Below are 24,145 nucleotides of genomic sequence, written 5' to 3'. Positions count from 1 at the left end.
ACTTCGTCCAGGGAATCGAACGAGGAGTTAGACCATGGCCTACACCGTCATGATGGTATTCGGTACCCGCCCTGAAGCAATCAAGATGGCCCCACTGGCCCGGGTGCTGCGCAACTGGCCCGAAGTCGACCTGCATATCTGCTCCACCGGCCAGCACCGCGAGATGCTCGAGCAAGTGCTCACCGCCTTCGGCCTGCGGGTCGACCAGGACCTCAAGGTGATGACCCAGAACCAGACCCTCAACGGTCTGGCTCGCGACTTGCTGGACAAGCTCGACAGGGCCTACGAGCAGACCAGGCCCGACATCGTGCTGGTGCATGGCGACACCACCACCAGCTTCATCGCCTCCCTGGCCGCCTTCCACCGGCACATCCCCATCGGCCACGTCGAGGCCGGCCTGCGCACCGGCAACCTGCAGCAACCCTGGCCCGAGGAAGCCAACCGGCGCCTGACCGGGGTGCTCGCCGACCTGCATTTCACCCCCACCCGCGACTCCGACGCCAACCTGATCCGTGAGGGCGTGCCGCCGGAGCACATCGAGGTCACCGGCAACACGGTGATCGACGCCTTGCTGTGGATGCGCGACAAATTGCAACAGGAAAACTGGCGCCCGGCCGCCGAATCGCCGCTGAACGTGCTGCGCGATGACCAGCGCATGGTGCTGATCACCGGCCATCGTCGGGAAAACTTCGGCAGCGGTTTCGAGCGTATCTGCCTGGCCCTGGCCGAACTCGCCCTGCGCTACCCGGACGTACAGTTCCTGTACCCGGTGCACCTCAACCCGCAGGTGCAGCATGCCGTGTACAGCGTGCTGTCCGGCCGCGAGAACATCCACCTGGTCGCCCCCCAGGACTATCCGCACTTCGTCTGGCTGATGAACCGCGCCCACCTGATCCTCACCGACTCCGGCGGTGTGCAGGAAGAAGCTCCCGCCCTGGGCAAGCCGGTGCTGGTGCTGCGCAAGGTCACCGAGCGCCCGGCCGTGCTCAAGGGCGGCACGGTGAAACTGGTCGGCACCCTGACCGAGCGCATCGTCCACGAAACCAGCCAGTTGCTCGACGACCCCGACGCCTACGCGCGCATGGCCCAGGTCTACACCCCGTTCGGTGACGGCCATGCCAGCGAGCGCATCGCCGAGCGCCTGAGCCGCTGGTTCGCCGAACAACGTGCCGCACGGGCCAACGCATGAGCCTGGCCTTCGTCGACTTCCTCACCTACGTGCTGTTCGGCCTGAAGATCGTTGCCATCATCCTGGCCACGCTGATGTTCCTGCTGGGCCTGGACGACCTGTTCATCGACCTGTGCTACTGGGGCCGCACGCTGATCCGGCGCTTTCGCATCTACGACAAGCACGGCAAGGCCGACGAAAAACGCCTGTTCGAGGTGCCGGAAAAACCCCTGGCGATCATGGTCCCGGCCTGGAACGAAGTCGGCGTGGTCGGCGAGATGGCCCGCCTGGCGGCTTCGACCATCGACTACGAGAACTACCAGATCTTCGTCGGTACCTACCCCAACGATCCGCAAACCCAGGCCGACGTCGATGCCGTGTGCCTGCACTACCCCAACGTGCACAAGGTGGTCTGCGCCCGCCCCGGCCCCACCAGCAAGGCCGACTGCCTGAACAACATCATCGACGCCATCCTGCGCTTCCAGCAGGACGCGCGCATCGAGTTCGCCGGTTTCATCCTGCATGACGCCGAAGACGTCATCTCGCCCATGGAACTGCGCCTGTTCAACTACCTGCTGCCGAACAAGGACATGATCCAGATCCCGGTGTACCCCTATGCCCCGGAATGGAAAGGCTTCACCGCCGGGCACTATGTGGACGAGTTCGCCGAAAACCACGGCAAGGACGTGATCGTGCGCGAAGCGCTCACCGGCCAGGTGCCCAGCGCCGGCGTGGGCACCTGCTTCAGCCGGCGGGCGATCAGCGCCCTGCTCGAAGACGGCGACGGCATCGCCTTCGACGTGCAATCGCTGACCGAGGACTACGACATCGGTTTCAGGCTCAAGCAAAAGGGCATGAAATGCATCTTCGCCCGCTACTCCATCACCGACCCGGCCCTGGCGCTCAAGCAGGAGTGGCGCCCCGGCATGAGCCGCGCATTCGCCCAGGTGATCTGCGTGCGCGAGCACTTTCCCCGCGACTGGCAGCACGCCATCCGGCAGAAGTCGCGGTGGATCGTCGGCATCGTGTTCCAGGGCACCAGCAACCTCGGCTGGAGCCGCACCGGCGCGCTCAACTACTTCCTCTGGCGCGATCGCCGCGGCCTGTTCGCCTACCTGCTGAGTTTCCTGGTCAACCTGTTGCTGCTGGTGCTGCTGGCCATGTGGCTGGTCACGATGATCGCGCCGGAGTCGTGGCGTTTCATGTCGATCCTCAGCGACAGCAAGCTGCTCAGCCTGCTGCTTTGGCTCAATGGCCTGCTGCTGGTCAACCGCCTGTTCCAGCGGTTCTGGTTCGTCACCCGCTACTACGGCATCTTCGAGGGGCTGCTGTCGGCGCCACGCATGATGTGGAGCAACTTCGTCAACTTCTTCGCCAACCTGCGCGCCCTGCGCCAGGTGATGGAGATGGGCGATTCACGGCGGGTGGCCTGGGACAAGACCACCCATGAGTTCCCTGCCCTCGCCACCCCGGCGCGCACGCCGCTGGGGCATCGCTTGATGGAAAAGGGCCTGATCACCGAACAGCAGCTGGAGCAGGCGATTACCAGCCCGGTGCGCCGACGCCTGGGCCGCGAACTGTTGTTGCGCGGCTGGCTGACCAGCGAACAGTTGGTCCAGACCCTGGCCGAGCAGCTCGACCTGCCGTGGGCGCCCCTCAACCCCTTCAAGATCAACCGGCAACTGATCGACAAGCTGCCGCGCAAGCTCGCCACCCACTACGGCGTGTTACCGGTGGAGGAAGACGGCGACACCCTGGTGCTGGCCAGCGAAAGCCCGGTCAGCCAGGTCTCGCTGGGGGTGATCAGCCGCCAGCTCAAGCGCCCCGTGCGTGCTCGCCTGGCCCCCCAGGGCCGGGTCACGCTCGGCCTGCGCTACCACTACCCGAGCCCCTGGCAGCAGCCTGAGACCCGGCAGATGCTCAAGGTGCTGGAGCGCCACCAGGACGATGTCGAGCTGATGGAAAAGGTCTGCACCCACCAGGTCATGCTCGGCACCCTGCTGCAAGTGCGTGGCATGGTCCCGACCACCCTGTTCAACCAGGCACTGATCGACTTCGACCCCGAGCAGCAGAGCCTTGGCGAACACTTGATCGAGCGCGGGATCATCACCGAGGCCGTGTTGCAGCAGGCGCTCGACGAACAGGCCAGCGAACAGCAGGCCGCCTATGAACTGACCCGGGAGGTGGCATGACGCCGCGTTTTTCCCTGAGCATGGCCAGCCTGATGCTGTGCACCTGCGCCCTGGCCGCCCCAACGGCGCCGATGAGCGACTTCCAGCGCTTCACCAGTTACCCCTTCATGGAACGTGGCTACCGCGAAGCGCAACGGGACAACTGGGCCGAAGTCGAGCGGCTGACCCGCCACGTGCTCAAGCGCGTGCCGAACAACAACGAAGCCCGCGCCCTGCTCGCCGAAGCCCTCGCCCACCAGCGCCGCTACAAAGAGGCCGAGGCCATAGCAGATGACCTCGACGACAACCCCGAACATGCCGATGCCCTGCTTGAACTGCGCCTGACCTGGATCGAACAGGACCCACCGCCCGCCAGCGAGGTAGAAAGCTGGCTGGCCAACAGCAACACCAATCAGCGCATCCGCCTGTGGCAGGCCTACAGCCTGAGCCTGGCCAAGTTCGGCGGAGCCCGCCGCGCCCTGGACTGGCTCAACCAGTTGCCGCCACGCGACGACGGCATGGTACTGCGCCTGGCCCGGGGTACTTTCGCCGAACAGTTGCGCAACTGGGGCGAAACCATCGAGCAGTTGCAACCCTTGGCCGCCAAGGGCCAGTTGCCACCGCCAGACTGGCAGCGGTTGGCCAATGCCTATATCCAGCAGGTCGACGAACAGGGCCTGACCGCCCTGCTGACCAGTGCCCCGTCCCCTCAGGCGGCCACCCAGGCACGCCTGGCCATGGCCGAACGGGCCATCGCCATGGGCCACAACCAGCAGGCCAAGCGCTGGTTGCAGAGCCTGCCCGCCGAGCAATTGCAGCAGCCTGAACAACGCCAGCAATTGTGGGAAGTGGCCCGCGCAGGCAACGACGCCGCACTGGTACGCAGCCTGAGCAACCAGTTGCAGCGCCCCTGCCTGGAAACCGTCGATTGGCTGTCGCGCAAGGACCCGGCACTGGCCCGCGAGCAACTGGGCCAATGCCAGGCCAATGACAATGAGCGCGCCTACGCCATCCTCAAGCAGCGCCTGTACGGCGACCCGCCTCGCCCACCGCAACCACGCACGCCCGCACAGTGGGAGCAGCGTTACCGCCAGACCGGCGACCTTGCCGCGCTGGAGCAAGCCAGTTTCATGTGGCTGGAACAAGGCCAGGCCGAACACACCCGGCAACTGCTCGAGCAGGCCTACGACCGCCGCCAGGGCCGCCTCACACCTGCGCTGCTGCAACGCCTGGGCAACCTCTACGCCCGCAACGACGGCCCGCTGAACAGCCAACGCATGCTTGCCCTGGTGCCACGGGTGGATGCCGCCACGCGCGCGCAACTGCTCGGCCGCCTGGCCGAGAACGGCCAGTGCGATGCCGTGCGCCGGGCAATCCCGGCCAACCCGAGCGAAGCCGGCCAGTACCGCGCCCTGGGCCGCTGCGCCATGCCCGACCGGCCCGGCGAAGCAGTGGTCTACTACCAGGCTGCCGAGCGCCTGGGCGACACCAGCAGCCGGCTGCCCCTGGCCTACGCTCTGGAGGCCTCGGGGGATTCCCAGGCGGCCCAGGCGATCTGGAACAGCCTGCCGGCCAGTGCCTGGACCGACAACGCCCGCCTCACCGCCGCCCGCAGCGCCTTGAATGCCGGCGATGCCAACGCCGCACGCCGCCATTGGGACGCCGCAGCGCACAACAGCGCCGACGACTGGGCACTGGGTGCTGCCATCGCCCAGCGCCAGGGCGACACCTCGCAAGCGCTGGCGTTGCAACGCGAAGCCCTGCGCCACGCGCCGCGTGCCGACCACTACTACGCCGCCGCCAACACTGCCCAGCAGGCCGGCGACAGCGCCCAGAGCACCGCCTGGCTGGCCGAAGCCGTGCGCCTGGCCCCGGACCAACCACGCTACCGCGCCGACTACGGCATGCGCCTGGCCGGTTCCGCGGACAAACAGCAACGCCGCCAGGCGATCCCCTACCTGGAACGCGCCACCCGCGATTTCCCCGAGGACTACCGCCTGGGCGAAACCCTGGCCCTGCGCTACGACGAGGCCGAAGACAGCGCCTCGGCCCGCCGCGAGCTGCGTCGGGTGCTGGACGTGGAGCAGAACCTGGTCGACGGCGACGACGAGTACGGCAGCCTGGAAGCGCGCAAGTACCGCCAGCGCCGCGCCCACGAAACCCTGTCGCGCCGCGACAGCATCACCCTGGCCAGTACCTGGTCGCCCGCCGGCACCTCGACCAACGACAAGTTCCTAGACAACGGCCAGCGCAGCGGCAGCTCGCGTCGCGCCCAGTCGCAGAACGTGCAACTGGCCATGTGGGACCACGCCCTGGGCGAGGAGCCCAGCCGCAACGGCAGCACGCTGTCGGTCTACGGCCGGGTGCTGTTCGGCGGCCAGAGCCGCACCGACTACGCCCAGAGCATGGGCACCGGCGTGGGGCTGCGCTACAAACCCATCGGCCAGGCCAACCTCAACCTGTACGCCGAGCTCTATCACCAACGCCAGATCGACAGCGACCACTACAACGGCCTGAGCCTGGGCGAGCTGCTCAGCCCGGCCAAGGTCGGCGGCAACTGGGGCGACCTGCGCCACCACGCCGAATCGAGCAACGACCTGCTGCTGCGTGCCACCGCCTCGTTCCTCGACCAGGGCCGCTACCGCAACGACTGGCGCATAGACGAGGACGACTGGGACGAGCGCTTCCTCTACCTCGACGCCGCCTGGTGGACCCGTGCCGGCGACCACGCCTGGTTGTCGCGCTTCCAGCAAGGGCATGCCTGGAAGCTGCGCGGCGACTCGCCGCAGACCATCATGCCCTACGGCTTTTTCGAGTTTTCCAGCCAGGACCCCAGCAACGACTGGCGCCAGGACGCCCGCACGGGCGTGGGCGTGCGCTGGCAGTGGTGGTTCGACGACGACCGCTACAACGCCTACCGAGGCTCCCTCAAGGTCCGTGCCGAGTACCAGCAGTCGCTGGGCGGCAACCTCTATGAGCGGGCCAACGGTGTGCTGCTGGGTGTGGAGATGAACTTCTGATGCGTACGCTGCTGCTGGCCTGCCTGCTCGCCCTGTGCCTGCCCGTGCAGGCCGACCAACGCCTGTTCTACCAGCCGCTCAACCGCGATGCCACGGTCACGCCAGCCCAATGGCAGCAGCTATGGCACGCCACCGTGGCCCAGGGCGGCAAGACCCTGATCGTGCAGTGGAGCGCCTACGGTGACAGCGATTTCGGCGGCAGTGACGGCTGGCTCGCCGCCAGCCTGCGTGAAGCGCGGGCCCAAGGGCTGGAGCTGGTGCTGGGGCTGTACATGGACCCGGCCTACTACCAGCGGCTGGAGGAACTCGATGGCGAAGGCCTGAACAACTACTTCAAGGCCCAGCTGGGCCGCTCACTGAGCCAGTACCAGAAGCTGCGTGCCGACTGGGCATTGCCGGTGAAGGGCTGGTACCTGCCAATGGAACTGGACGATTTGCACTTTCGCGACGCCGAGCGCCGCGCGGCGTTGAATACCCAGCTGCAGGCATTCAACCGGCAGTTGGACAAGCCGCTGCATATCAGCGCCTTCAGCGCCGGGCAGCTCTCGCCAGGGGTCAACGGCGCCTGGCTCGACGAGCTCGCCAGCCTTGGGCTGAGTGTCTGGTGGCAGGACGGCGTCGGTACCGGGCGTTTGCCAGCACTGGTGCGCCAGGCTTACGAGCAGGCCCTGCCCTGTCGGGTGGGGATCGTGCGCGAGGCCTTTCGCCAGGTCAGTGCGCCGGGGCAAGCGTTTCGCGCCGAGCCCGCGCAGCCCATGCTGACCGGGGGATGCCATGCCGAAGCGGTGTTTGCCTTGCGCTACAGGCCATGGGCAAAAGGTATGCTGTCGCAAGAATGAACCATGCCATTTGTATAGCGTGTCTTCGCGGGGCAAGCCCGCTCCCACGAAGTGAACTGCCCCCAAGAACCTGGGCAAGGCTCCGTGGGAGCGGGCTTGCCCCGCGAGAGGCCCGAGACAACAACACATCAACTGCTGGCAACCCTGAACATGTACAAAACCCTAGAAGCCCACATCCGCCAGCAGGTCGCCCCGGCCGCCCTGCGCGCCGAGTTCCGCCAGCACGAATACGAGGCCATGCACCGCTTCTGCCTGCTGATCTTCTGCGTCGGCATCGCCATCTGGCTGGTCTTCGACCTGATCATCAGCTACCTCGGCGGCCAGGGCTTCACCTGGATTTCCGGCGCCTTCATCGCCGCGCTATGCAGCCTCACCATGGTGCTCGGTTTCACCCGCCGGAGCCGCCATTTCGACGTTTTGCACCTGCTGTTTCTCGGCGTGCTCACCTTGGGCATGCGCCTGGTGATCGACGGCATCCCCATCGCCCTGCGTCCGGTCTGGCTGATCCTGGTGGTCGCCACCGTGCTCTATACCGTGTCGGTCCTGCCGATACGGCGCTGGTCGTTCTTCACCGCCATGACCATCACCTGGCTAATACTCAACCCCTTCTACCACACCCACATCCAGGTCCTGGAGCTCGAAGGCGCGATGCTGCTGAGCTACGCGGTGTGCCTCAGCGGCCTGGTGATCTACAGCTACCTGCGCATCCGCCAGGCCAAGCTGCACAACTTCTACCTGTCCAAGGTGCTGCTCGACCAGGCCTATGTGGATGTGCTCACCGAAATACCCAACCGCCGCTCGTTCATGGCCAAGGCCGAACGCCAGCTGCAGTTGGCCGGCCCCGGGCAGTACCTGGCGATGATCGACATCGACAATTTCAAGAAGGTCAACGACCAGTTCGGCCACGACATCGGCGACGAGGTGCTCAAACGCGTGGCCAGGCATATCCGCGCCTCGATGGGCGCCTTCGAGTTCGCCCGCCTGGGCGGCGAGGAATTCGCCATTTTCTTCCAGGGGCTAGACCAGCAGGCCGCCGAGCAGCAGGTGGTCGCCCTGTGCCGCCGGGTGCGCGAAGACAGCGCCGAGCACCCAGTGACCATCAGCATCGGCCTGACCGCGGTGGCCAGTGGCGACACCCTGACCATGGCACTGATCCGCGCGGACCAGGCGTTGTACGCGGCCAAGCACAGTGGCAAGGATCGGTTCGTATTGTGGACACGACAGTTGGTGGCGAACTGAACCGCCATCGCGGGGCAAGCCCGCTCCCACGATGTTGATCTAGCCCCAAGAAACTGGACATCAATCCAACCTAGAACTGTCCGACTTCTTGGGGGCAGTCCACTGTTTGCGTGGGAGCAGGCTTGCCCCGCGATGGGCAGCATTACCCCGCCGGCAATCGAATCCTGAACTGCGCCCCACCCAACGCCGACTGCGCCACGGTCAAGGTCCCGCCCTGCCCCTCGATGGCTCGCCGGCTGATCGCCAGCCCCAGCCCGAACCCGCCGGTATTGCGATCACGGCTACGGTCCAGGCGGTAGAACGGCTGGAAGATCCGCTCGCGCTCCTCCACCGGGATGCCGATGCCGTCGTCTTCCACCGTCAGCAGGCAGGCGCCGTCGTCTTCCAGGCGCAGGCGCAGCAGCAGGCTCTCGTCGCAATAGCGCATGGCATTGCGCACCAGGTTCTGCACCGCGCGGGCGGTCAGCCTGGGGTCTAGCACGAAACGCGGCAAGTCGCCCTCGCTGCGCACTTCCCACTGGATACCCCGGCCATCGAGCTCTTCGGCGAAGCTGCCGAGCACGCTGTCGACCAGTTCCAGCAGCGACACCTCGACCCGCTCGCGGGCCTGGTTGGCATTCTCCAGGCGACTGTACGACAGCAGCTCCAGCACCAGTTCATCCAGCTCGCGCACATGGCCGACCAGCTCCAGCAGGCGCTTGCGGCTGGCCGGCGGCACTTCGTCGTACAGCAGCACCAGGCCGAAGTCCAGCCGCGTCAGTGGTGTGCGCAGCTCATGGGACACGGCATTGAGCAGCTCGCGCTGCTGGTTGAGGTGGCGCTCCAGGTCGCCGGCCATGGTGTCGAACACCCCGGCCAGCTCGCCGATGTTCGAACGCGGCGGGATGTGCGTGCGCTCGGCCAGGTCGCCCTGGCCCAGGCGCCTCGCGGTCTCCTTCAGCCGCTCCAGGTCGCGCCAGTGCGGCCATACCCACAGCAGCAGGCAGCCGAGCATGGCGGCGCCGATCAGCACCGTCACGCCCCACGACAGCACGTTGATGTCCAGCGGGTCGGGGGGTGAGTGCAAGCGCACCAGCCACTGTTTGTCCAAGGGGGCCAGCACCGTTTCGTAGTAACCCCAGTCGGCGATCCGCACCGCGTGCTGGCCGTGCTCCAGGCGGGCCCGCTCTTCCTGGTCGAGGTCGGCCTGGTCCATCGCCAGCAACTGCACCTCCAGCGGCGCAAAGGCCTTGGCCAACTCCTGCTCCACTGCTGGCCACCGCTCGCGCGGCGCCTGCTGGAACTGGCGCACGATCAACGACTGCACGCCCTTGGTCTGGTCCAGGTTGTAGGCCATGAAACGCCCGTGGAAGGCGCCGACGATGGCATCGGGGATCAGCAGCAAGGCGCCGGCATAGGCGGCGATGATCACCAGGTACAGGCGCACCAGGATCTTCAGCATGGCGGATCAGTACTCCCACTCGACGCGGCTGAACAGGTAGCCCTTGCCCCACACCGTCTTGATCTTGCGCGCTTCGCCCGCGCTGTCGTCGAACTTGCGGCGCAGCTTGGAGATGGCCACGTCCACCGAACGGTCGGTGCCGTTGAACTCGATGCCGCGTAGCTGCTGCAGGATGCGGTCGCGGCTGAGCACCTCGCCGGCGTTGCGCGCCAGCACCACCAGCAGGTTGTACTCGCCGCTGGACAGCTCCACCTCTTCGCCACGCCAACTGACCGTGCGCTCGGCCAGGTCGATGTGCAGGCCACCGATGAGGATCTGCTCGCTGTCCAGGCGTGGCTCGTGGATGCTGCTGCGGCGCAGCAGGGTGCGCACCCGGGCCAGCAGCACGCGGGGCTCGCAGGGTTTCGTCACGTAATCGTCGGCGCCCATCTCCAGGCCCAGCACCTGGTCGTGGCTGTCGTCGCGTGCCGTCAGCATCAGGATCGGCAGGCTCTGCGACTCCTGGCGCAGCAGGCGGCACACCTGCAGGCCGTCGAGGCCCGGCAGCATCAGGTCGAGGATCACCAGGTCCGGCTTGAGCTGGCGGAACGCATCCAGCACATGGTCGCCACGGGCGATCACCCGGACATGGAAGTCGTTGCGTTGCAGGTAGCTGGCGATCAGCTCGGACAGCGCGCTGTCGTCCTCGACCAGAAGAAGGTTCGGCATAAAGGGCTTTGACGAAGGAGTGAAGGGAGGCAGGATATCGAATCCTGCGCCGGGTGCCGCCGCTGCTTCACACTTTTTCACATACCCCCTACAGAGCTTAACAGCGCCCCCGCGAACGCTTGCCTTAGCATAGGCCCGATCAACCCTGGAAGATCCGTATGTCCATTTTGAGCACTTCGCGCCTGCGCCCCTTGGCGCTATTGGCGCTGTTAACCCTCTCGCTTGCCGGTTGCGATGACGCTGCCGAGCAGGCAGACCAGGCGCCCGTGTCGCAGGTGCGGGTCGAAACCCTGCAGTTGCAGGCACTGGCCATCAGCAGCGAACTCAGCGGGCGCATCCTCGCCCCGCGTACCGCCGAGGTCCGCGCCCGGGTAGCCGGGGTGGTGCTCAAGCGGGTGTACCGCGAAGGCAGCGACGTCAAGCAGGGCGATGTCCTGTTCCTGATCGACCCGGCGCCGTTCAAGGCCGACCTCGACAGCGCCCGCGCCACCCTGGCCAAGGCCGAGGCCACGGTGTACCAGGCCCGCCTGCAAGAGCAGCGCTATCGCCAGCTGGTCGACGACAAGGCGGTCAGCCGCCAGGAATACGACAATGCCCGCGCCAGCTTCCTGCAGGCCGACGCCGCAGTGGCCGAAGCCAAGGCAGCTCTCGAGCGCGCCCGCCTCAACCTCGGCTACGCCACCGTCACCGCGCCGATCTCCGGGCGCATCGGCCGGGCACTGGTGACCGAAGGCGCACTGGTCGGCCAGAACGAGACCACGCCACTGGCGACCATCCAGCAACTGAACCCGATCCACGCCGACGTCACCCAATCGACCCGCGAGCTCAACGCCCTGCGCCGCGCGCTGCGGGCCGGCGAGCTGCAACAGGTCGGCCAGGGCCAGGTCAAGGCCACCTTGATCCAGGACGATGGCAGCGCCTACCCGTTGCCCGGCAAGCTGCTGTTCTCCGACCTCAGCGTGGACCCGAGCACCAACCAGATCACCCTGCGCAGCGAGTTCCCCAACCCCGACCTCGACCTGTTGCCCGGCAGCTACGTGCGCGTGCGCCTGGAACAGGCCGTGCAACCCCAGGGCATCAGCGTGCCGCAACGGGCGATCCTGCGTGACAGCGCCGGCGTTCCCAAGGTGCTGGTGGTCGACCAGCAGGACCGTATCAGCGAGCGCCAGGTGCAACTGGGCAGCGCCCAGGGCGACCGATGGATCGTCAACGACGGCCTCAAGCCGGGCGAACGCGTCGTGGTCGAAGGCCTGCAGCACGTCAAGGCCGGTGACCAGGTGCAAGTCGACGAACAACCGGACGCACTCCCCATCGTCCAGCACAACGGCCAGTGAGGGCCTGATCCATGCCGCAGTTCTTCATTGACCGCCCGATCTTCGCCTGGGTGGTCGCGCTGTTCATCCTGCTGCTCGGCGGCCTGGCCCTGCCGCAGCTGCCGGTGGCCCAGTACCCCGATGTGGCGCCGCCGCAGGTGGAAATCTACGCCGTGTACCCGGGCGCCTCGGCGGCGACCATGGACGAAAGCGTGGTCAGCATCATCGAGCAGGAGCTCAATGGCGCCGACAACCTGTTGTATTTCGCCTCGCAAAGCAGCCTGGGCAGCGCCACCATCACCGCCAGTTTCCAGCCCGGCACCAACCCGGACCTGGCCCAGGTGGACGTGCAGAACCGCCTCAAGGTGATCGAGTCGCGCCTGCCGCGCCCGGTCACCCAGCAGGGCCTGCAGGTGGAAAAGGTGTCCACCGGTTTCCTGCTGCTGGCCACCCTCACCTCCGAGGACGGCAGCCTCGACGAGATCGCCCTGTCGGATATCCTCGCGCGCAACGTGATGAACGAGATTCGCCGGGTCAAGGGCGTGGGCAAGGCGCAGCTGTATGGCTCGGAACGGGCCATGCGGATCTGGATCGACCCGGCCAAGCTGGTCGGTTTCAGCCTCACGCCCAACGATGTGGCCGAGGCCATTGCCGCGCAGAACGCCCAGGTGGCGCCGGGCAGCATCGGCGACCTGCCCACCCGGGCGACCCAGGAAATCACGGCCAACGTGTTGGTCAAGGGCCAGCTGAGCACGCCCGAAGAGTTCGCCGCCATCGTGCTGCGGGCCAATCGCGATGGCTCGGCGGTGACCGTCGGCGATGTCGCCCGGGTCGAGATCGGCGCCCAGGAATACCAGTACGGCACCCGCCTCAACGGCAAGGCCACCAGCGCCTTCAGCGTCAAGCTGGCGCCAGGCGCCAACGCCATGGAAACCGCCACCCTGGTCAAGCAGAAGCTCGATGAGCTGTCGCGCTACTTCCCGTCCGGGGTGAAATACGACATCCCCTACGACACCTCGCCGTTCGTCAAAGTGTCGATCAAGCAAGTGATCAACACCCTGGTCGAGGCCATGGTGCTGGTGTTCGCGGTGATGTTCCTGTTCCTGCAGAACTTCCGTTACACCCTGATCCCGACACTGGTGGTGCCGGTGGCGTTGATGGGCACCTTCGCGGTGATGAACGCACTGGGCTTCTCGGTCAACGTGCTGACCCTGTTCGGCATGGTGCTGGCCATCGGCATCCTGGTGGACGACGCCATCGTGGTGGTGGAGAACGTCGAGCGGATCATGGCCGAAGAGGGCCTGCCGCCCAAAGAGGCCACGCGCAAGGCCATGGGCCAGATCAGCGGCGCCATCGTCGGCATCACCCTGGTGCTGGTGGCGGTGTTCCTGCCGATGGCTTTCATGAAAGGCTCGGTGGGGGTCATCTACCAGCAGTTCTCGGTGTCGATGGCGGTGTCGATCCTGTTCTCGGCGTTCCTCGCCCTGAGCCTCACCCCGGCGCTGTGCGCCACCCTGCTCAAGCCCATCGGCAAAGGCGAGCACCACCAACGCAAAGGCTTCTTCGGCTGGTTCAACCGCCGTTTCGACGGCATGAGCAACGGCTACCAGCGCTGGGTCACCCACGCCCTGGCGCGCAGTGGCCGCTACCTGCTGGTGTATGCCGCGCTGGTGGGGGTGCTGGTGTATGGCTTCAGCCAGTTGCCCAGTGCGTTCCTGCCCACCGAAGACCAGGGCTACACCATCACCGATATCCAGTTGCCGCCGGGCGCCAGCCAGGCTCGCACCATCGAAGTGGCGCGGCAGATCGAGGCGCACAACGCCGAAGAGCCGGGCGTGGCCAACACCACGCTGATCCTGGGCTTCAGTTTCTCGGGTAGCGGGCAGAACGCGGCGCTGGCCTTCACCACGCTCAAGGACTGGTCCGAGCGCGGCAGCGACGACAGCGCTCAGTCCATCGCCGACCGTGCGACCATGGCCTTCACCCAGCTCAAGGACGCCATCGCCTACTCGGTGCTGCCGCCGCCGGTCGATGGCCTGGGTGAGTCGAGCGGCTTCGAGTTCCGCCTGCAGGACCGCGGCGGCATGGGCTACAGCGAACTGATGCAGGCCCGCGACCAGTTGCTGGAGCAGGCGCGCAAAAGCAAGCTGCTGGTCAACGTGCGCGAAGCCTCGCTGGCCGAAAGCCCGCAGGTGGCGCTGGAAGTGGACCGCCGCCAGGCCAACGCGCTGGGCGTGTCGTTCGCCGCCATCGGCGAGGTACTCAACACCGCGGTGGGCTCCAATTACGTCAACGACTTCCCCAACCAGGGCCGCATGCAGCGGGTGGTGGTGCAGGCCGAAGGCGACCAGCGCAGCCAGGTCGAGGACCTGCTCAAGATCCATGTGCGCAACAACAGCGACAAGATGGTGCCCTTGGGCGCCTTCGTCACCGCCCACTGGCAGAGCGGCCCGGTGCAGCTGACCCGCTACAACGGCTACCCGGCGGTGTCGATCTCCGGTGAACCGGCGCCCGGCTACAGCTCGGGTGAGGCCATGGCCGAAATCGAGCGGCTGGTGGCGCAACTGCCTGCCGGCGCGGGCCTTGAGTGGACCGGCCTGTCGCTGCAGGAGCGGCTGTCCGGCAGCCAGGCACCGCTGCTGATGGCGCTGTCGTTGCTGGTGGTGTTCCTGTGCCTGGCGGCGCTGTACGAAAGCTGGTCGATCCCCACCGCGGTGCTGCTGGTGGTGCCGCTGGGCGTGCTCGGCGCTGTACTGGCGGTAACCCTGCGCGGCCTGCCCAACGACGTGTTCTTCAAGGTCGGCCTGATCACCCTGATCGGCCTGTCGGCGAAGAACGCCATCCTGATCATCGAGTTCGCCAAGGAGCTGGTCGACCAGGGCGTCGATGCCACCCAGGCCGCGATCCAGGCCGCCCGCCTGCGCCTGCGGCCGATCGTGATGACCTCGTTGGCGTTCATCCTCGGCGTGGTGCCCTTGGCCATCGCCAGCGGCGCCAGCTCGGCCAGCCAGCAGGCGATCGGCACCGGGGTGATCGGCGGCATGCTCAGCGCGACCTTCGCCGTGGTGTTCGTGCCGGTGTTCTTCGTGGTGGTGATGCGCCTGGCCGGGCGTGACCGGGCCAGGGAGGGCAAGCCAGTGACCAGCGAAAGCTGACTGGACAAGCCCCTGGGTTGAATGAGAGGGTTCCCGGCATTGACTGCCCGGAACCCTTTTTCATGCCCGCTGCCCTGCCCCCCTGCTCGATCCTCATCCTCGCCGGCGGCCGTGGCCAGCGCATGGGCGGCCGTGACAAAGGCCTGGTGCCGTGGCGCGGCGAGCCGCTGGCGGCCCATGTGCAGCGGGTGGTGCGCGGGTTGTCCGACGATGTGGTGATCTCCTGCAACCGCAACCAGGAGCTGTACCGGCCCTATGCCGACCGACTGGTTGGCGATGCCGAGGCCGACTTCCCTGGGCCGCTGGCCGGGGTGATTGCCGGGTTGACGGTGGCCAGGCATGAATGGGTGGTGCTGCTGGCGTGCGATGCGCCCTTGGTTGATCAGGTGCTGATAGAGGACCTGCTGAAGCTGGCTGTAGAGCACGACAGTGCAGCGATGGTCCGTCAGGGGGGCTATTGGCAGCCGATGTTCAGTGTGTTGCCGCGGCGGGTGCTGCCGGTGCTGGAGCAGGCTTGGGCGGCGGGTGAGCGGAGTTTGCAGAAGGCGCTGTTGGTTGAGGCTGTGCAGGGGCTGGAATGTGCGGAGGATGATCAGCGGCTGAGCAATTTCAACAGCCCGGAACTGCTGCAGGACTGAATCATCTGCTGCCAGTGCCGGCCTCTTCGCGGGTAAACCCGCTCCCACAGGGTCGGCGCTGTACCTGTGGGAGCGGCGGTGCGCCGGTGCGATTTACCCGCGAAGAGGCCAATGAAAGCAATGCTTAACGCCCATACAGCTCCCCGATACTGATCTCGCGCATCCTGAACTTCTGCACCTTGCCCGTCACCGTCATCGGGAACTCATCAACAAACCGGAAGTGCCTTGGCACCTTGAAGTGGGCGATCCGCGCCCTCGCCCACTCGCGCAACTCGTCCTCGCTGGCACCGTGCCCTGGGTGGAAGCGGATCCAGGCCACGATCTCCTCGCCATACTTGCTGCACGGAACACCGATCACCTGCACATCAGCCACCGCCGGGTGAGTAAAGAAAAACTCCTCCAGCTCGCGTGGGTAAATGTTTTCGCCGCCGCGGATGATCATGTCCTTGCTGCGCCCGACGATGCGCACATAGCCCTGCTCGTCCATCACCGCCAGGTCGCCGGTGTGCATCCAGCCCTCGCCATCGATGCTTTCGGCGCTGGCCTTGGGGTTGTTCCAGTAGCCGAGCATCACGCTGTAGCCACGGGTGCACAGCTCGCCGATCTCGCCGCGCGGCAGCGTGCTGCCCTCACCGTCGACAATCTTGTTCTCCAGCCGTGGCTGGGTGCGGCCGACACTGGTCACCCGGCGCTCGAGGTCATCATCGGCGCCGGTCTGCAGCGAGACTGGGCTGGTCTCGGTCATGCCGTAGGCAATCTGCACTTCACCCATGTGCATCTCGTCGATCACCCGGCGCATCACCTCGATCGGGCAGGTGGCGCCAGCCATGATCCCGGTGCGCAGGCTGGACAGGTCGAACTCGCCCCGGCGTGGGTGATCCAGCTCGGCGATGAACATGGTCGGCACGCCGTACAGCGCGGTGGCGCGCTCTTCGGCCACGGCCTGCAGGGTCAGCAGCGGGTCGAAGGCGTCGTTGGGGTAGATCAGCGTGCTGCCGTGGGTCATGCAGCCGAGGTTGGCCATGACCATGCCGAAGCAGTGGTACAGCGGCACCGGCACCACCAGGCGGTCGTGCTCGGTGAGGCCGAGGCTTTCGCCGACCATGTAGCCGTTGTTGAGGATGTTGTGGTGGCTGAGGGTGGCGCCCTTGGGGAAACCGGTAGTGCCGGAGGTGTACTGGATGTTGATGGGGTCCCCCGGGCGCAGGCTGGCCTGACGGGCGGCCAACTGCTCGCTGGTCACCTCCCCGGCCCGGGCCTGCAAGGCCGGCCATGGCAGGAAACCTGCTGGCGGAGCGCTGGCCAGGCTGATCACGCCACGCAGCTCGGGCAAGCGCTCGCTGGCCAGTGCGCCGGGCTGGCTATCGCCCAGGCCGGGCACCAGCCCGAGCAGCATCGCGTGGTAATCGGAGGTCTTGAAGGCATCGGCGCAGATCACCCACTGACAGCCGGACTGGCCCAGGGCGTAGTCCAGCTCGCTGCTGCGGTAGGCCGGATTGATGTTGACCAGGATCGCCCCGACCTTGGCGCTGGCGAATTGGGTGATGCACCACTCGGCGCAGTTGGGCGCCCAGATGCCCAGGCGGTCGCCTGCCTGCACGCCAAGGGCCATCAGTGCCCGGGCATGCTGGTCGACCGCTTCGGCCAGTTGCCGCCAGGTGTAGCGCAGCTGCTGATGGCGGACGATCAGGGCCTCGCGGTCGGGGAAACGGGCGACGGTGGCGTCGAAGGCGTCACCGATGCAGGCGTTCAGCAAGGGTTTGTCGGGGTTGCCTTGGGAATAGCTTGGCTGGGTCATGGGTATCTCTTGTAGTTCTGGTCTACCTGAACCATCGCCATCGCGGGGCAAGCCCGCTCCCACGCGCCGTGGGAGCGGGCTTGCCCCGCGATGGGGTTACCTGACAAACACCTGCGGCGTGGTGGTCGACATGTCACCGCCTGGCAGCTTGATGTTCTTCACCTTCTCCAGCGTATTCGGGTCGAACACCGCCAGGTCGTTGAAAGTGCCGCCCAGGTACAGCTTGTCGCCCGCCTTGTCGAAGGTCACGCAGTAGTAGGTATGTTCCAGATTCGCCGCCTTGACCAGCTTCTTCTGCTTGATGTCGTAGCGCGCCAGGCGGTTGAGCACGCCGTACATCTGGTTGCCATCCTTCGGCGAGCGCAGGCCGGTGAAGTACAGCTCGGTCAGCTCGGCGAACTCCTCGGTGTGGGCCTTGCCGGTCTTCAGGTCGATGCTTAGGTAGCCGTACAACGGCTCGGCGGTGGCCGGGTCCTGCTTGGCATCCTTGAACTTGGCAATGGTGTAGAGCATCGAGAACTCATGCCGCGCGCTCTGGTGCGGCCAGAAGTACAGCACATCGGGTGCGCTGTAGCCCGGGCGGTTCCAGTTGCGCAGCGGCAGGGCGACGGTGTATTTGCCGGTCTTCACGTCCATCTTGTAGATGTCCGGCCCGGCCACGTACAGGCTGCCGTCGTCGGCGGCGCGCATCAGGTACACCTGGCGCGGCATCGGGAAGGTGCGCACCGGCTTGGCGTCCAGCCCGTCGCCGGTGCGGAACACCTCCAGGCGCGGCGGCTTGACCACGTAATGGTCGTTCAGGCGCTGGCTGGGGTTGACCGTGGCATAGACTTCCTTGCCGTCGGGGCTGATGGCGAAGGAGTACATGGCCTTGCCCACCTCGCCCGGCACGCTGGACAGGTTGGCGTGGAAGGTGGTCTTGCAGCTGTCCAGGTCGATGCCATAGATATCGGCAAAGTGGTTGTTGAGCACGTAGGCGGTACGGTTGTCCGGCGCCATCATCGCCGTGCCCGGGCCAAACGAATCGGGCATGCGGCAGGTCTTGTACAGGGTGTCGCTGGCCACCTCGACCACATGCAGGTTGTTCGGGTAGTTGGTGGCGATCAGGTATTCGTGGCCGGCCTGCAGGGCTTTGCCTGCGTCGTCGGCCTGGGCCGCCCAGGCGCAGGCCGTGGCGGCGACGGTAAGCGCGAGTTGCGCGCAGAATCCAGGTTTCATGCGGTTTCCCCTTGTCGTTCTATTTGTCTTTCGGGAATACGGTGCCGAGGTTGCGCCAGTCTTCGGCGGAGTTGGTCGCCTGGGCGTTCCAGTCCTGGTAGGTGCTCATCATGTCCGGCACCTGGGCCGGCCACCAGCAAGGGTCGGAACAGCCATACAGGTCGGCCTCCATCGGCTGGCACAGCGAGCTGACGCCGCCAAACGCGTCCACCTCCCAACCCGGGTCGGTGGTGGCGGTGCAGCCGGCCACGGCGCTCATCGCCAGCACTTCTTCGACGCGGTCCTCGGCGGCGGCCTGTTCAAGGATGCGCGCCTTGTTGTTCAGCGGTTTGAGGTGCTTCATGTCAGTGCGCCTTCCTGGGGGTGATGTAGCGATCGATGAAGGCCGGGTTGGCGGCCATGATGCGGCTGTAGACCTCGATGCCGAAGTCGACCCAGTCGCGCATCAGCTCGCAATAGTGGTAGGTCGGGTGCTGCGGGTCGCCGTAGCGGGCGTAGCTTTCGTGGTAGCAGCCGCCGGAGCACAGGTTGCGGATGCGGCAGCTGTCGCAGCCGGTGCCGCTGCGGTCCAGGCGCTGCGACAGGAAGTCGTTGAGCTGCGCCTGCTTCACGCCCTGGTGCACGTTGCCGAAGGTCGGCAGGCTGGAGCCGGTGAAGCGGTGGCACAGGTTCAGCTCGCCCTGGTGATCGACCGCCAGCATCTTCAGCCCGGCACCGCACGGCAGGGCCTTCTTGTGGCCCTCGTGGATGTCGGTGATCAACTGGTGCAGGTTGGAGAAGCCGATGTTGCGGTGCTCCAGCGCCGCTTCCAGGTAGCGCCGGCCGAGGGCCTTCATGTTGTCGAACACCTGCACCAGCTCTTCGCCGCTGAGGTTGAAGTCGGCCATGTCACCGGACGTCACCGGGGCGAAGCCCACCTCGGCAAAGCCCATCTCGTTGAACAGGTGGTTCCAGATGGTCTCCACATCGGTGATGCCACGGGTCAAGGTCACGCGGGCCCCCACCGGTCGGCTGTCATAGCGCGACAGCAGCATGTCGGCCTTGCGCCGCACCACGTCGTAGGTGCCCTGCCCGCCCACGGTGATGCGGTTGCGGTCGTGCACGGTCTTGGGCCCGTCGATGCTGATGGACAGCCCGAAACGGTGGGCGTTGAGCCAGTCGACAATCTCTTCGGTGAGCAGCGTGGCGTTGGTGGTCATGATGAACTCCACCTGTTTGCCGGCCTCGGCAAAACGCCGCTCGCAGTAAGCCACCATGTGTTCGATCAGCGGCCGGTTGGACAGCGGCTCGCCGCCGAAGAACACCACGCTGTAGCGGGTTTCGTCGGGCGACTCCTTGAGCAGCATCTCCACCGACGCCTCGGCGGTGGCGGTGCTCATCTTCTTGCCGGCCGAAGGCTTGTCGAGGTCTTCCTTGTAGCAATAGGTGCAGCTGAGGTTGCAGCCGGTGTTGACGTTGAGCACCACGGTGTTGAGCGCGGTGCGCTCGACCTGCTTGAGGGCGATTTCCGGGGTCAGCGGCGAGCCGTCGCTGACCACTTCCAGGGCGATCAGTTCGCGCAGGGTTTCCTGGATGTCCTGCCCGTCGAACTGCTGGCCGAGCTGCTGCATCAGCTCCTCGGCAGAGCAGCCTTGGCGGCGCAGGGTGTCGATGATGCCGCCGGTCACCGCATCGGTGGCGAACAGCGAACTGCTGGGGATATGGAACAGCATGCGGTCGGCATCCACCTGCACTTCGTGCAGGTTGCGTTCGACCAGGTTCAGTAGTGCGCCCATGGCGACCTCCCGATAATCGATTCGTCAGGTGTTTATGCGCTTTGCCCCTGCCCTCAAGGCAGCGGCGGGTTGTTCCAGCGCTGCACGGTGACGATCATGTGGCCCTCACCGGTCTGCCCGCCGTCCGCCAGGGTGGCGATCACCTTCAAGTTGCCGGCGTTGTTGGTCATCATCTTGCGTTCAGGGTTGGGCCCAGCACCGCCTGGCACGAACACGCCGTCGGCCTGCATCTGCCCGGCGAACTTGACGTCTTCGTCCTCGACCGCCCGTTCGTTGAACGGCTCGACTTTCCAGGTGGCCGGCAGGTAGCCGATGCGCAGCGGCTGGCCGCTGGCGTCCTTGCCCCAGGCCTCGGCCTCGAAACGGCCCTGGACCTTGGGCACCGAGGCGCCGTTTTCGCCGATGCGGGCGATGGAGAACGCCGGCACCACCTTGACCTCGTCGACCTTGTCGTACACCGCCAGTTGCAAGCCCTTGAGCGCGCCCACCGACACTTCGCGCTGGCCGGCGGCGGCATCCTTGGCGGCACGCGCCTTGACCCGGATCAGCGTCGGCGTCGACTCCAGCACTTCGGTCACTTCCACGCCCGCGCCCAGCTCCGGCTTGCCGGACAGGTCGCTGCCCACCAGGGTGATCTCGCTGTCGCTGCCGGCCTTGATGAAGGCAGGCTGCACTGCCAGCAAACGCCCTTGGCCAGCCTTGGCGGCGTTGAAGTCCAGACCGCGCTCGTCATGCTCGGCCTCGAACATGCGGCCCTTCATCTGCCCGTCGATGGCGGCGAACACCTGGCGCAGGTTGGCCTCGCCGACCTTGACGTTGCCGCGCCACTCGTAGCCGTTGTAGAGGATCGCCGAACCGCTGCCGTTGAACGGCGTACCGTCGGCATAAGCGCCCTTGACCTCGACCTTGAAGGTGTCGCCCTCGCCTGCGCTGACACTCATCACCCCGCGCACATCGCCCTTGGCGAGCATATGGCCGCTGAACGCCCACTGCCCCACCAGCGCGTCGGCCTTGGGCCGGGCCTTGAGCCATTCGGCCCAGGCCGGGTTGTCGAGGGGGAAGCGCTTGGCCAGGTCCGGCACCATCTGCTTGAGGGCGATGTCCAGCCAGTCGCGGTCGCGGGCCTGGGCCTGGTATTCGAGGGACGGCCATTGGCTGAGGTGGAAGTTGACCAGGTGCTCCCATTCCTGGGCCGGGCGCCGTTGCAGAGCGACCCGGGCACCGGAGTGACAACGCCCGCACATCTGGCTGAGCTGATCGTCGAAGTGCTCGACGGTGTTGAGCCTGCGCTCCATGGCGTAGCGCACGCCGTCGGTCTCGCTGGGTGCCAGGCCCTGCTTGTCGGCCAGGTACTTGACCAGGGTGCGGCGGTCGTCGTCGCTGATCTGCAAACCGTGCATCACCTGCATGCGGGCAATGCTCATCAGCCAGCCTTCGGGGGTCTTGCGCTGGTGGCTGATACGGCTGTAGCTGTCGTTGCCCTCGGGGATATGGCACCCCATGCACTTGTTCTGCAACAGGCTCGGGCCCTGTTCGGCCGCCATGGCCTGGGCGGACAGCAGTGCGGTGGCGATCAGCGCCAGTGTGCCCGCCTGCCGCCGGAGTCGAGTCGTCTTCAAGGTCAGACCTCCACGGTGTTGTTCTTATCGTTATTGCACGCTTGGGTACTGCGGTGTGCATGTGACAGTTGCGATACAGGAAGTGTGCCAGTTGCAGCAAAAATGTTTTAGATCAGCGAGTTGCCTGGGTTTTGCGGGTATGGGCCAGCGATTGGAATTGTAGGTGAACGTCCCATTTCGCGACTGGGTGTTTCACCTTGAGACAACCGCCGGAGCTGGTAATGCCGGGGCCGCCGTGCGGCCCTAGCACCCTAGAGCCGAACACATAGCCATGTGTATCGCATGCCGTCTCACCCGATCTCAATATGCAACAGATCACCCCTGATTCCTTTAACTCCCAACCCGGCAAAAACCACCGCCAGCCGGGCCTTGCCAGGCATCCGAGCCCTTTGGCACGCCCATTGCCCCAGCCCTGGTCACAACCATGACAAGAGGCACCGCCCCCATGCATTCCGAACTGCCGATCCTCCCCGCCACCCGCGACTTCCTCGCCCGCAAGCTCAGGATGCGCATCGGCGCCGACTGGCAGGACGCCGCCAGCGGTCGCACCTTGAGTTTTCGCAACCCGGCCACCGGCGAAGTCCTTGGCGAGGTGCCCGCGGCCGACCCGGAGGATGTCGACCGCGCCGTGCGCGCCGCGCGCCAGGCCTTCGACGATTCGGCCTGGAGTCGCACTCGCCCGCGTGAACGGCAGAACCTGCTGTGGCGCCTTGCCGACCTGATGCAGCGCGACGCCCAGCAGCTGGCCGAACTGGAATGCCTGAACAACGGCAAGAGCGCCGCCGTGGCGCAGGTGATGGACGTGCAACTGGCCATCGACTTCCTGCGCTACATGGCCGGTTGGGCCACCAAGGTCGAAGGCAGCACGGTCGAGCCCTCGCTGCCGCTGATGCCCAACGACCAGTTCCATGGTTTCGTGCGCCGCGAAGCCGTGGGCGTGGTCGGTGCCATCGTCGCCTGGAACTTCCCGTTGCTGCTGGCCTGCTGGAAGCTCGGCCCGGCCCTGGCCACCGGCTGCACCATGGTGTTGAAGCCCGCCGACGAAACCCCGCTGACCGCACTCAAGCTCGCCGAACTGGTGGACGAAGCCGGCTACCCGGCCGGGGTATTCAACGTGGTCACCGGCACGGGCCTGAACGCCGGCGCCGCCCTGAGCCGCCACCCCGGCGTCGACAAGTTGACCTTCACCGGTTCCACCGAGGTCGGCAAGCTGATCGGCAAGGCGGCCATGGACAACATGACCCGCGTCACCCTGGAGCTGGGCGGCAAGTCGCCAACCATCGTCATGCCCGACGCCAACCTGCAGGAAGCCGCCGCCGGTGCCGCCACCGCGATCTTCTTCAACCAGGGCCAGGTGTGCTGCGCAGGCTCGCGCCTGTACGTGCACCGCAAGCATTTCGACAACGTGGTGGCCGACATCGCCGGCATCGCCAACGGCATGAAGCTGGGCAACGGCCTGGACCCGTCGGTGCAGATGGGCCCGCTGATCTCGGCCAAGCAGCAGGACCGGGTCACCGGCTACATCGAACTGGGCCGCGAGTTGGGCGCCACCATCGCCTGCGGTGGCGAAGGCTTCGGCCCGGGCTACTTCGTCAAGCCGACGGTGATCGTCGATGTCGACCAGCGCCACCGCCTGGTGCAGGAAGAGATCTTCGGCCCGGTGCTGGTGGCCATGCCGTTCGACGACATCGACGAGGTGGTGCGCATGGCCAACGACAACCCCTACGGGCTGGGCGCGAGCATCTGGTCCAACGACCTGGCCGCGGTGCACCGGATGATCCCGCGGATCAAGTCCGGTTCGGTCTGGGTCAACTGCCACAGCGCCCTGGACCCGGCGCTGCCGTTTGGCGGCTACAAGCTCTCGGGCGTCGGCCGCGAGATGGGCGCGGCGGCGATCGAGCATTACACCGAGCTCAAGTCGGTGCTGATCAAGCTCTGAATCTTATGGACTCATCGCGGGGCAAGCCCGCTCCCACGCATTAACTCGTGGGAGCGGGCTTGACCCGCGATAGGGCCGGCACATGCCACCTCAAAAACAACAAA

At 66.2% G+C, this 24,145-nt stretch carries 16 protein-coding genes; 9 read left to right on the top strand and 7 right to left on the bottom strand.

Annotation, left to right across the window (positions count from 1 at the left end; translation table 11 throughout):
• Nucleotides 1–34: 34 nt before the first annotated feature.
• The 5 genes from wecB to DM373_RS15960 all read left to right on the top strand — a co-directional run bounded on the left by wecB (nt 35) and on the right by DM373_RS15960 (nt 8,437).
• Nucleotides 35–1,189: a non-hydrolyzing UDP-N-acetylglucosamine 2-epimerase gene (gene wecB, locus DM373_RS15980; RefSeq protein ID WP_110994503.1), complete on the top strand. Its 1,155-nt coding sequence runs from the start codon at nt 35–37 to the stop codon at nt 1,187–1,189.
• Nucleotides 1,186–3,360 (top strand): cyclic di-3',5'-guanylate-activated glycosyltransferase NfrB, encoded by a 2,175-nt coding sequence (gene nfrB, locus DM373_RS15975; RefSeq protein WP_110994502.1) that lies wholly within the window; start codon nt 1,186–1,188, stop codon nt 3,358–3,360. Before wecB ends, nfrB begins: the two co-directional genes overlap by 4 nt.
• Nucleotides 3,357–6,359 (top strand): phage receptor, encoded by a 3,003-nt coding sequence (locus DM373_RS15970; protein ID WP_110994501.1) that lies wholly within the window; start codon nt 3,357–3,359, stop codon nt 6,357–6,359. Before nfrB ends, DM373_RS15970 begins: the two co-directional genes overlap by 4 nt.
• On the top strand, nt 6,359–7,198 hold the full coding sequence (locus tag DM373_RS15965) for a DUF4434 family protein (RefSeq protein ID WP_110994500.1): 840 nt from the start codon (nt 6,359–6,361) through the stop codon (nt 7,196–7,198). Before DM373_RS15970 ends, DM373_RS15965 begins: the two co-directional genes overlap by 1 nt.
• A gap of 150 nt (nt 7,199–7,348) precedes the next feature.
• The gene (locus DM373_RS15960; protein WP_110994499.1) at nt 7,349–8,437 is read left to right on the top strand and encodes a GGDEF domain-containing protein; all 1,089 of its coding nucleotides are present in this window, start codon (nt 7,349–7,351) and stop codon (nt 8,435–8,437) included.
• Nucleotides 8,438–8,579: 142 nt separating this feature from the next.
• On the opposite strand, the gene DM373_RS15955 is transcribed toward DM373_RS15960, so the two are convergent.
• The gene (locus DM373_RS15955; RefSeq protein WP_110994498.1) at nt 8,580–9,878 is read right to left on the bottom strand and encodes an ATP-binding protein; all 1,299 of its coding nucleotides are present in this window, start codon (nt 9,876–9,878) and stop codon (nt 8,580–8,582) included.
• Nucleotides 9,879–9,884: 6 nt separating this feature from the next.
• Entirely contained in the window at nt 9,885–10,586 is a 702-nt protein-coding gene (locus DM373_RS15950) for a response regulator (protein WP_110994497.1), read from the bottom strand.
• A 158-nt stretch (nt 10,587–10,744) separates the two neighbouring features.
• On the opposite strand from DM373_RS15950, the gene DM373_RS15945 reads away from it, so the two are divergent.
• The 3 genes from DM373_RS15945 to mobA all read left to right on the top strand — a co-directional run bounded on the left by DM373_RS15945 (nt 10,745) and on the right by mobA (nt 15,692).
• Nucleotides 10,745–11,920: an efflux RND transporter periplasmic adaptor subunit gene (locus DM373_RS15945; protein WP_110994496.1), complete on the top strand. Its 1,176-nt coding sequence runs from the start codon at nt 10,745–10,747 to the stop codon at nt 11,918–11,920.
• Between the two features lie 11 nt (nt 11,921–11,931).
• On the top strand, nt 11,932–15,054 hold the full coding sequence (locus tag DM373_RS15940; RefSeq protein ID WP_110994495.1) for an efflux RND transporter permease subunit: 3,123 nt from the start codon (nt 11,932–11,934) through the stop codon (nt 15,052–15,054).
• A gap of 62 nt (nt 15,055–15,116) precedes the next feature.
• Entirely contained in the window at nt 15,117–15,692 is a 576-nt protein-coding gene (mobA, locus tag DM373_RS15935) for a molybdenum cofactor guanylyltransferase MobA (RefSeq protein WP_110994494.1), read from the top strand.
• A gap of 124 nt (nt 15,693–15,816) precedes the next feature.
• Here mobA and DM373_RS15930 read toward each other — a convergent pair whose 3' ends face one another.
• From DM373_RS15930 to peaA, 5 genes are all read right to left on the bottom strand, one after another.
• A complete protein-coding gene (locus tag DM373_RS15930) occupies nt 15,817–17,490 on the bottom strand; it encodes a fatty acid CoA ligase family protein (protein WP_110994493.1) in 1,674 nt (557 codons plus the stop codon).
• A 96-nt stretch (nt 17,491–17,586) separates the two neighbouring features.
• On the bottom strand, nt 17,587–18,708 hold the full coding sequence (gene peaD / locus DM373_RS15925; protein WP_110994492.1) for a quinohemoprotein amine dehydrogenase subunit beta: 1,122 nt from the start codon (nt 18,706–18,708) through the stop codon (nt 17,587–17,589).
• Nucleotides 18,709–18,727: 19 nt separating this feature from the next.
• Nucleotides 18,728–19,051, bottom strand: coding sequence for a quinohemoprotein amine dehydrogenase subunit gamma (qhpC, locus tag DM373_RS15920; protein WP_046855356.1), 324 nt, complete (start codon nt 19,049–19,051; stop codon nt 18,728–18,730).
• Nucleotide 19,052: 1 nt separating this feature from the next.
• Nucleotides 19,053–20,483 (bottom strand): quinohemoprotein amine dehydrogenase maturation protein, encoded by a 1,431-nt coding sequence (gene peaB / locus DM373_RS15915; protein WP_110994491.1) that lies wholly within the window; start codon nt 20,481–20,483, stop codon nt 19,053–19,055.
• A gap of 53 nt (nt 20,484–20,536) precedes the next feature.
• Nucleotides 20,537–22,102: a quinohemoprotein amine dehydrogenase subunit alpha gene (gene peaA / locus DM373_RS15910; RefSeq protein ID WP_110994490.1), complete on the bottom strand. Its 1,566-nt coding sequence runs from the start codon at nt 22,100–22,102 to the stop codon at nt 20,537–20,539.
• Between the two features lie 445 nt (nt 22,103–22,547).
• Between peaA and DM373_RS15905 the strand changes: the two genes are divergently transcribed.
• Nucleotides 22,548–24,041, top strand: coding sequence for an aldehyde dehydrogenase family protein (locus DM373_RS15905; RefSeq protein ID WP_110994489.1), 1,494 nt, complete (start codon nt 22,548–22,550; stop codon nt 24,039–24,041).
• Nucleotides 24,042–24,145: the final 104 nt, after the last annotated feature.

The sequence above is a fragment of the Pseudomonas sichuanensis genome (assembly GCF_003231305.1).
GTDB classification, from domain to species: domain Bacteria; phylum Pseudomonadota; class Gammaproteobacteria; order Pseudomonadales; family Pseudomonadaceae; genus Aquipseudomonas; species Aquipseudomonas sichuanensis.
Note: the sequence above shows the minus strand (reverse complement) of the source record. Positions and strands in the feature narration are given on the sequence as shown.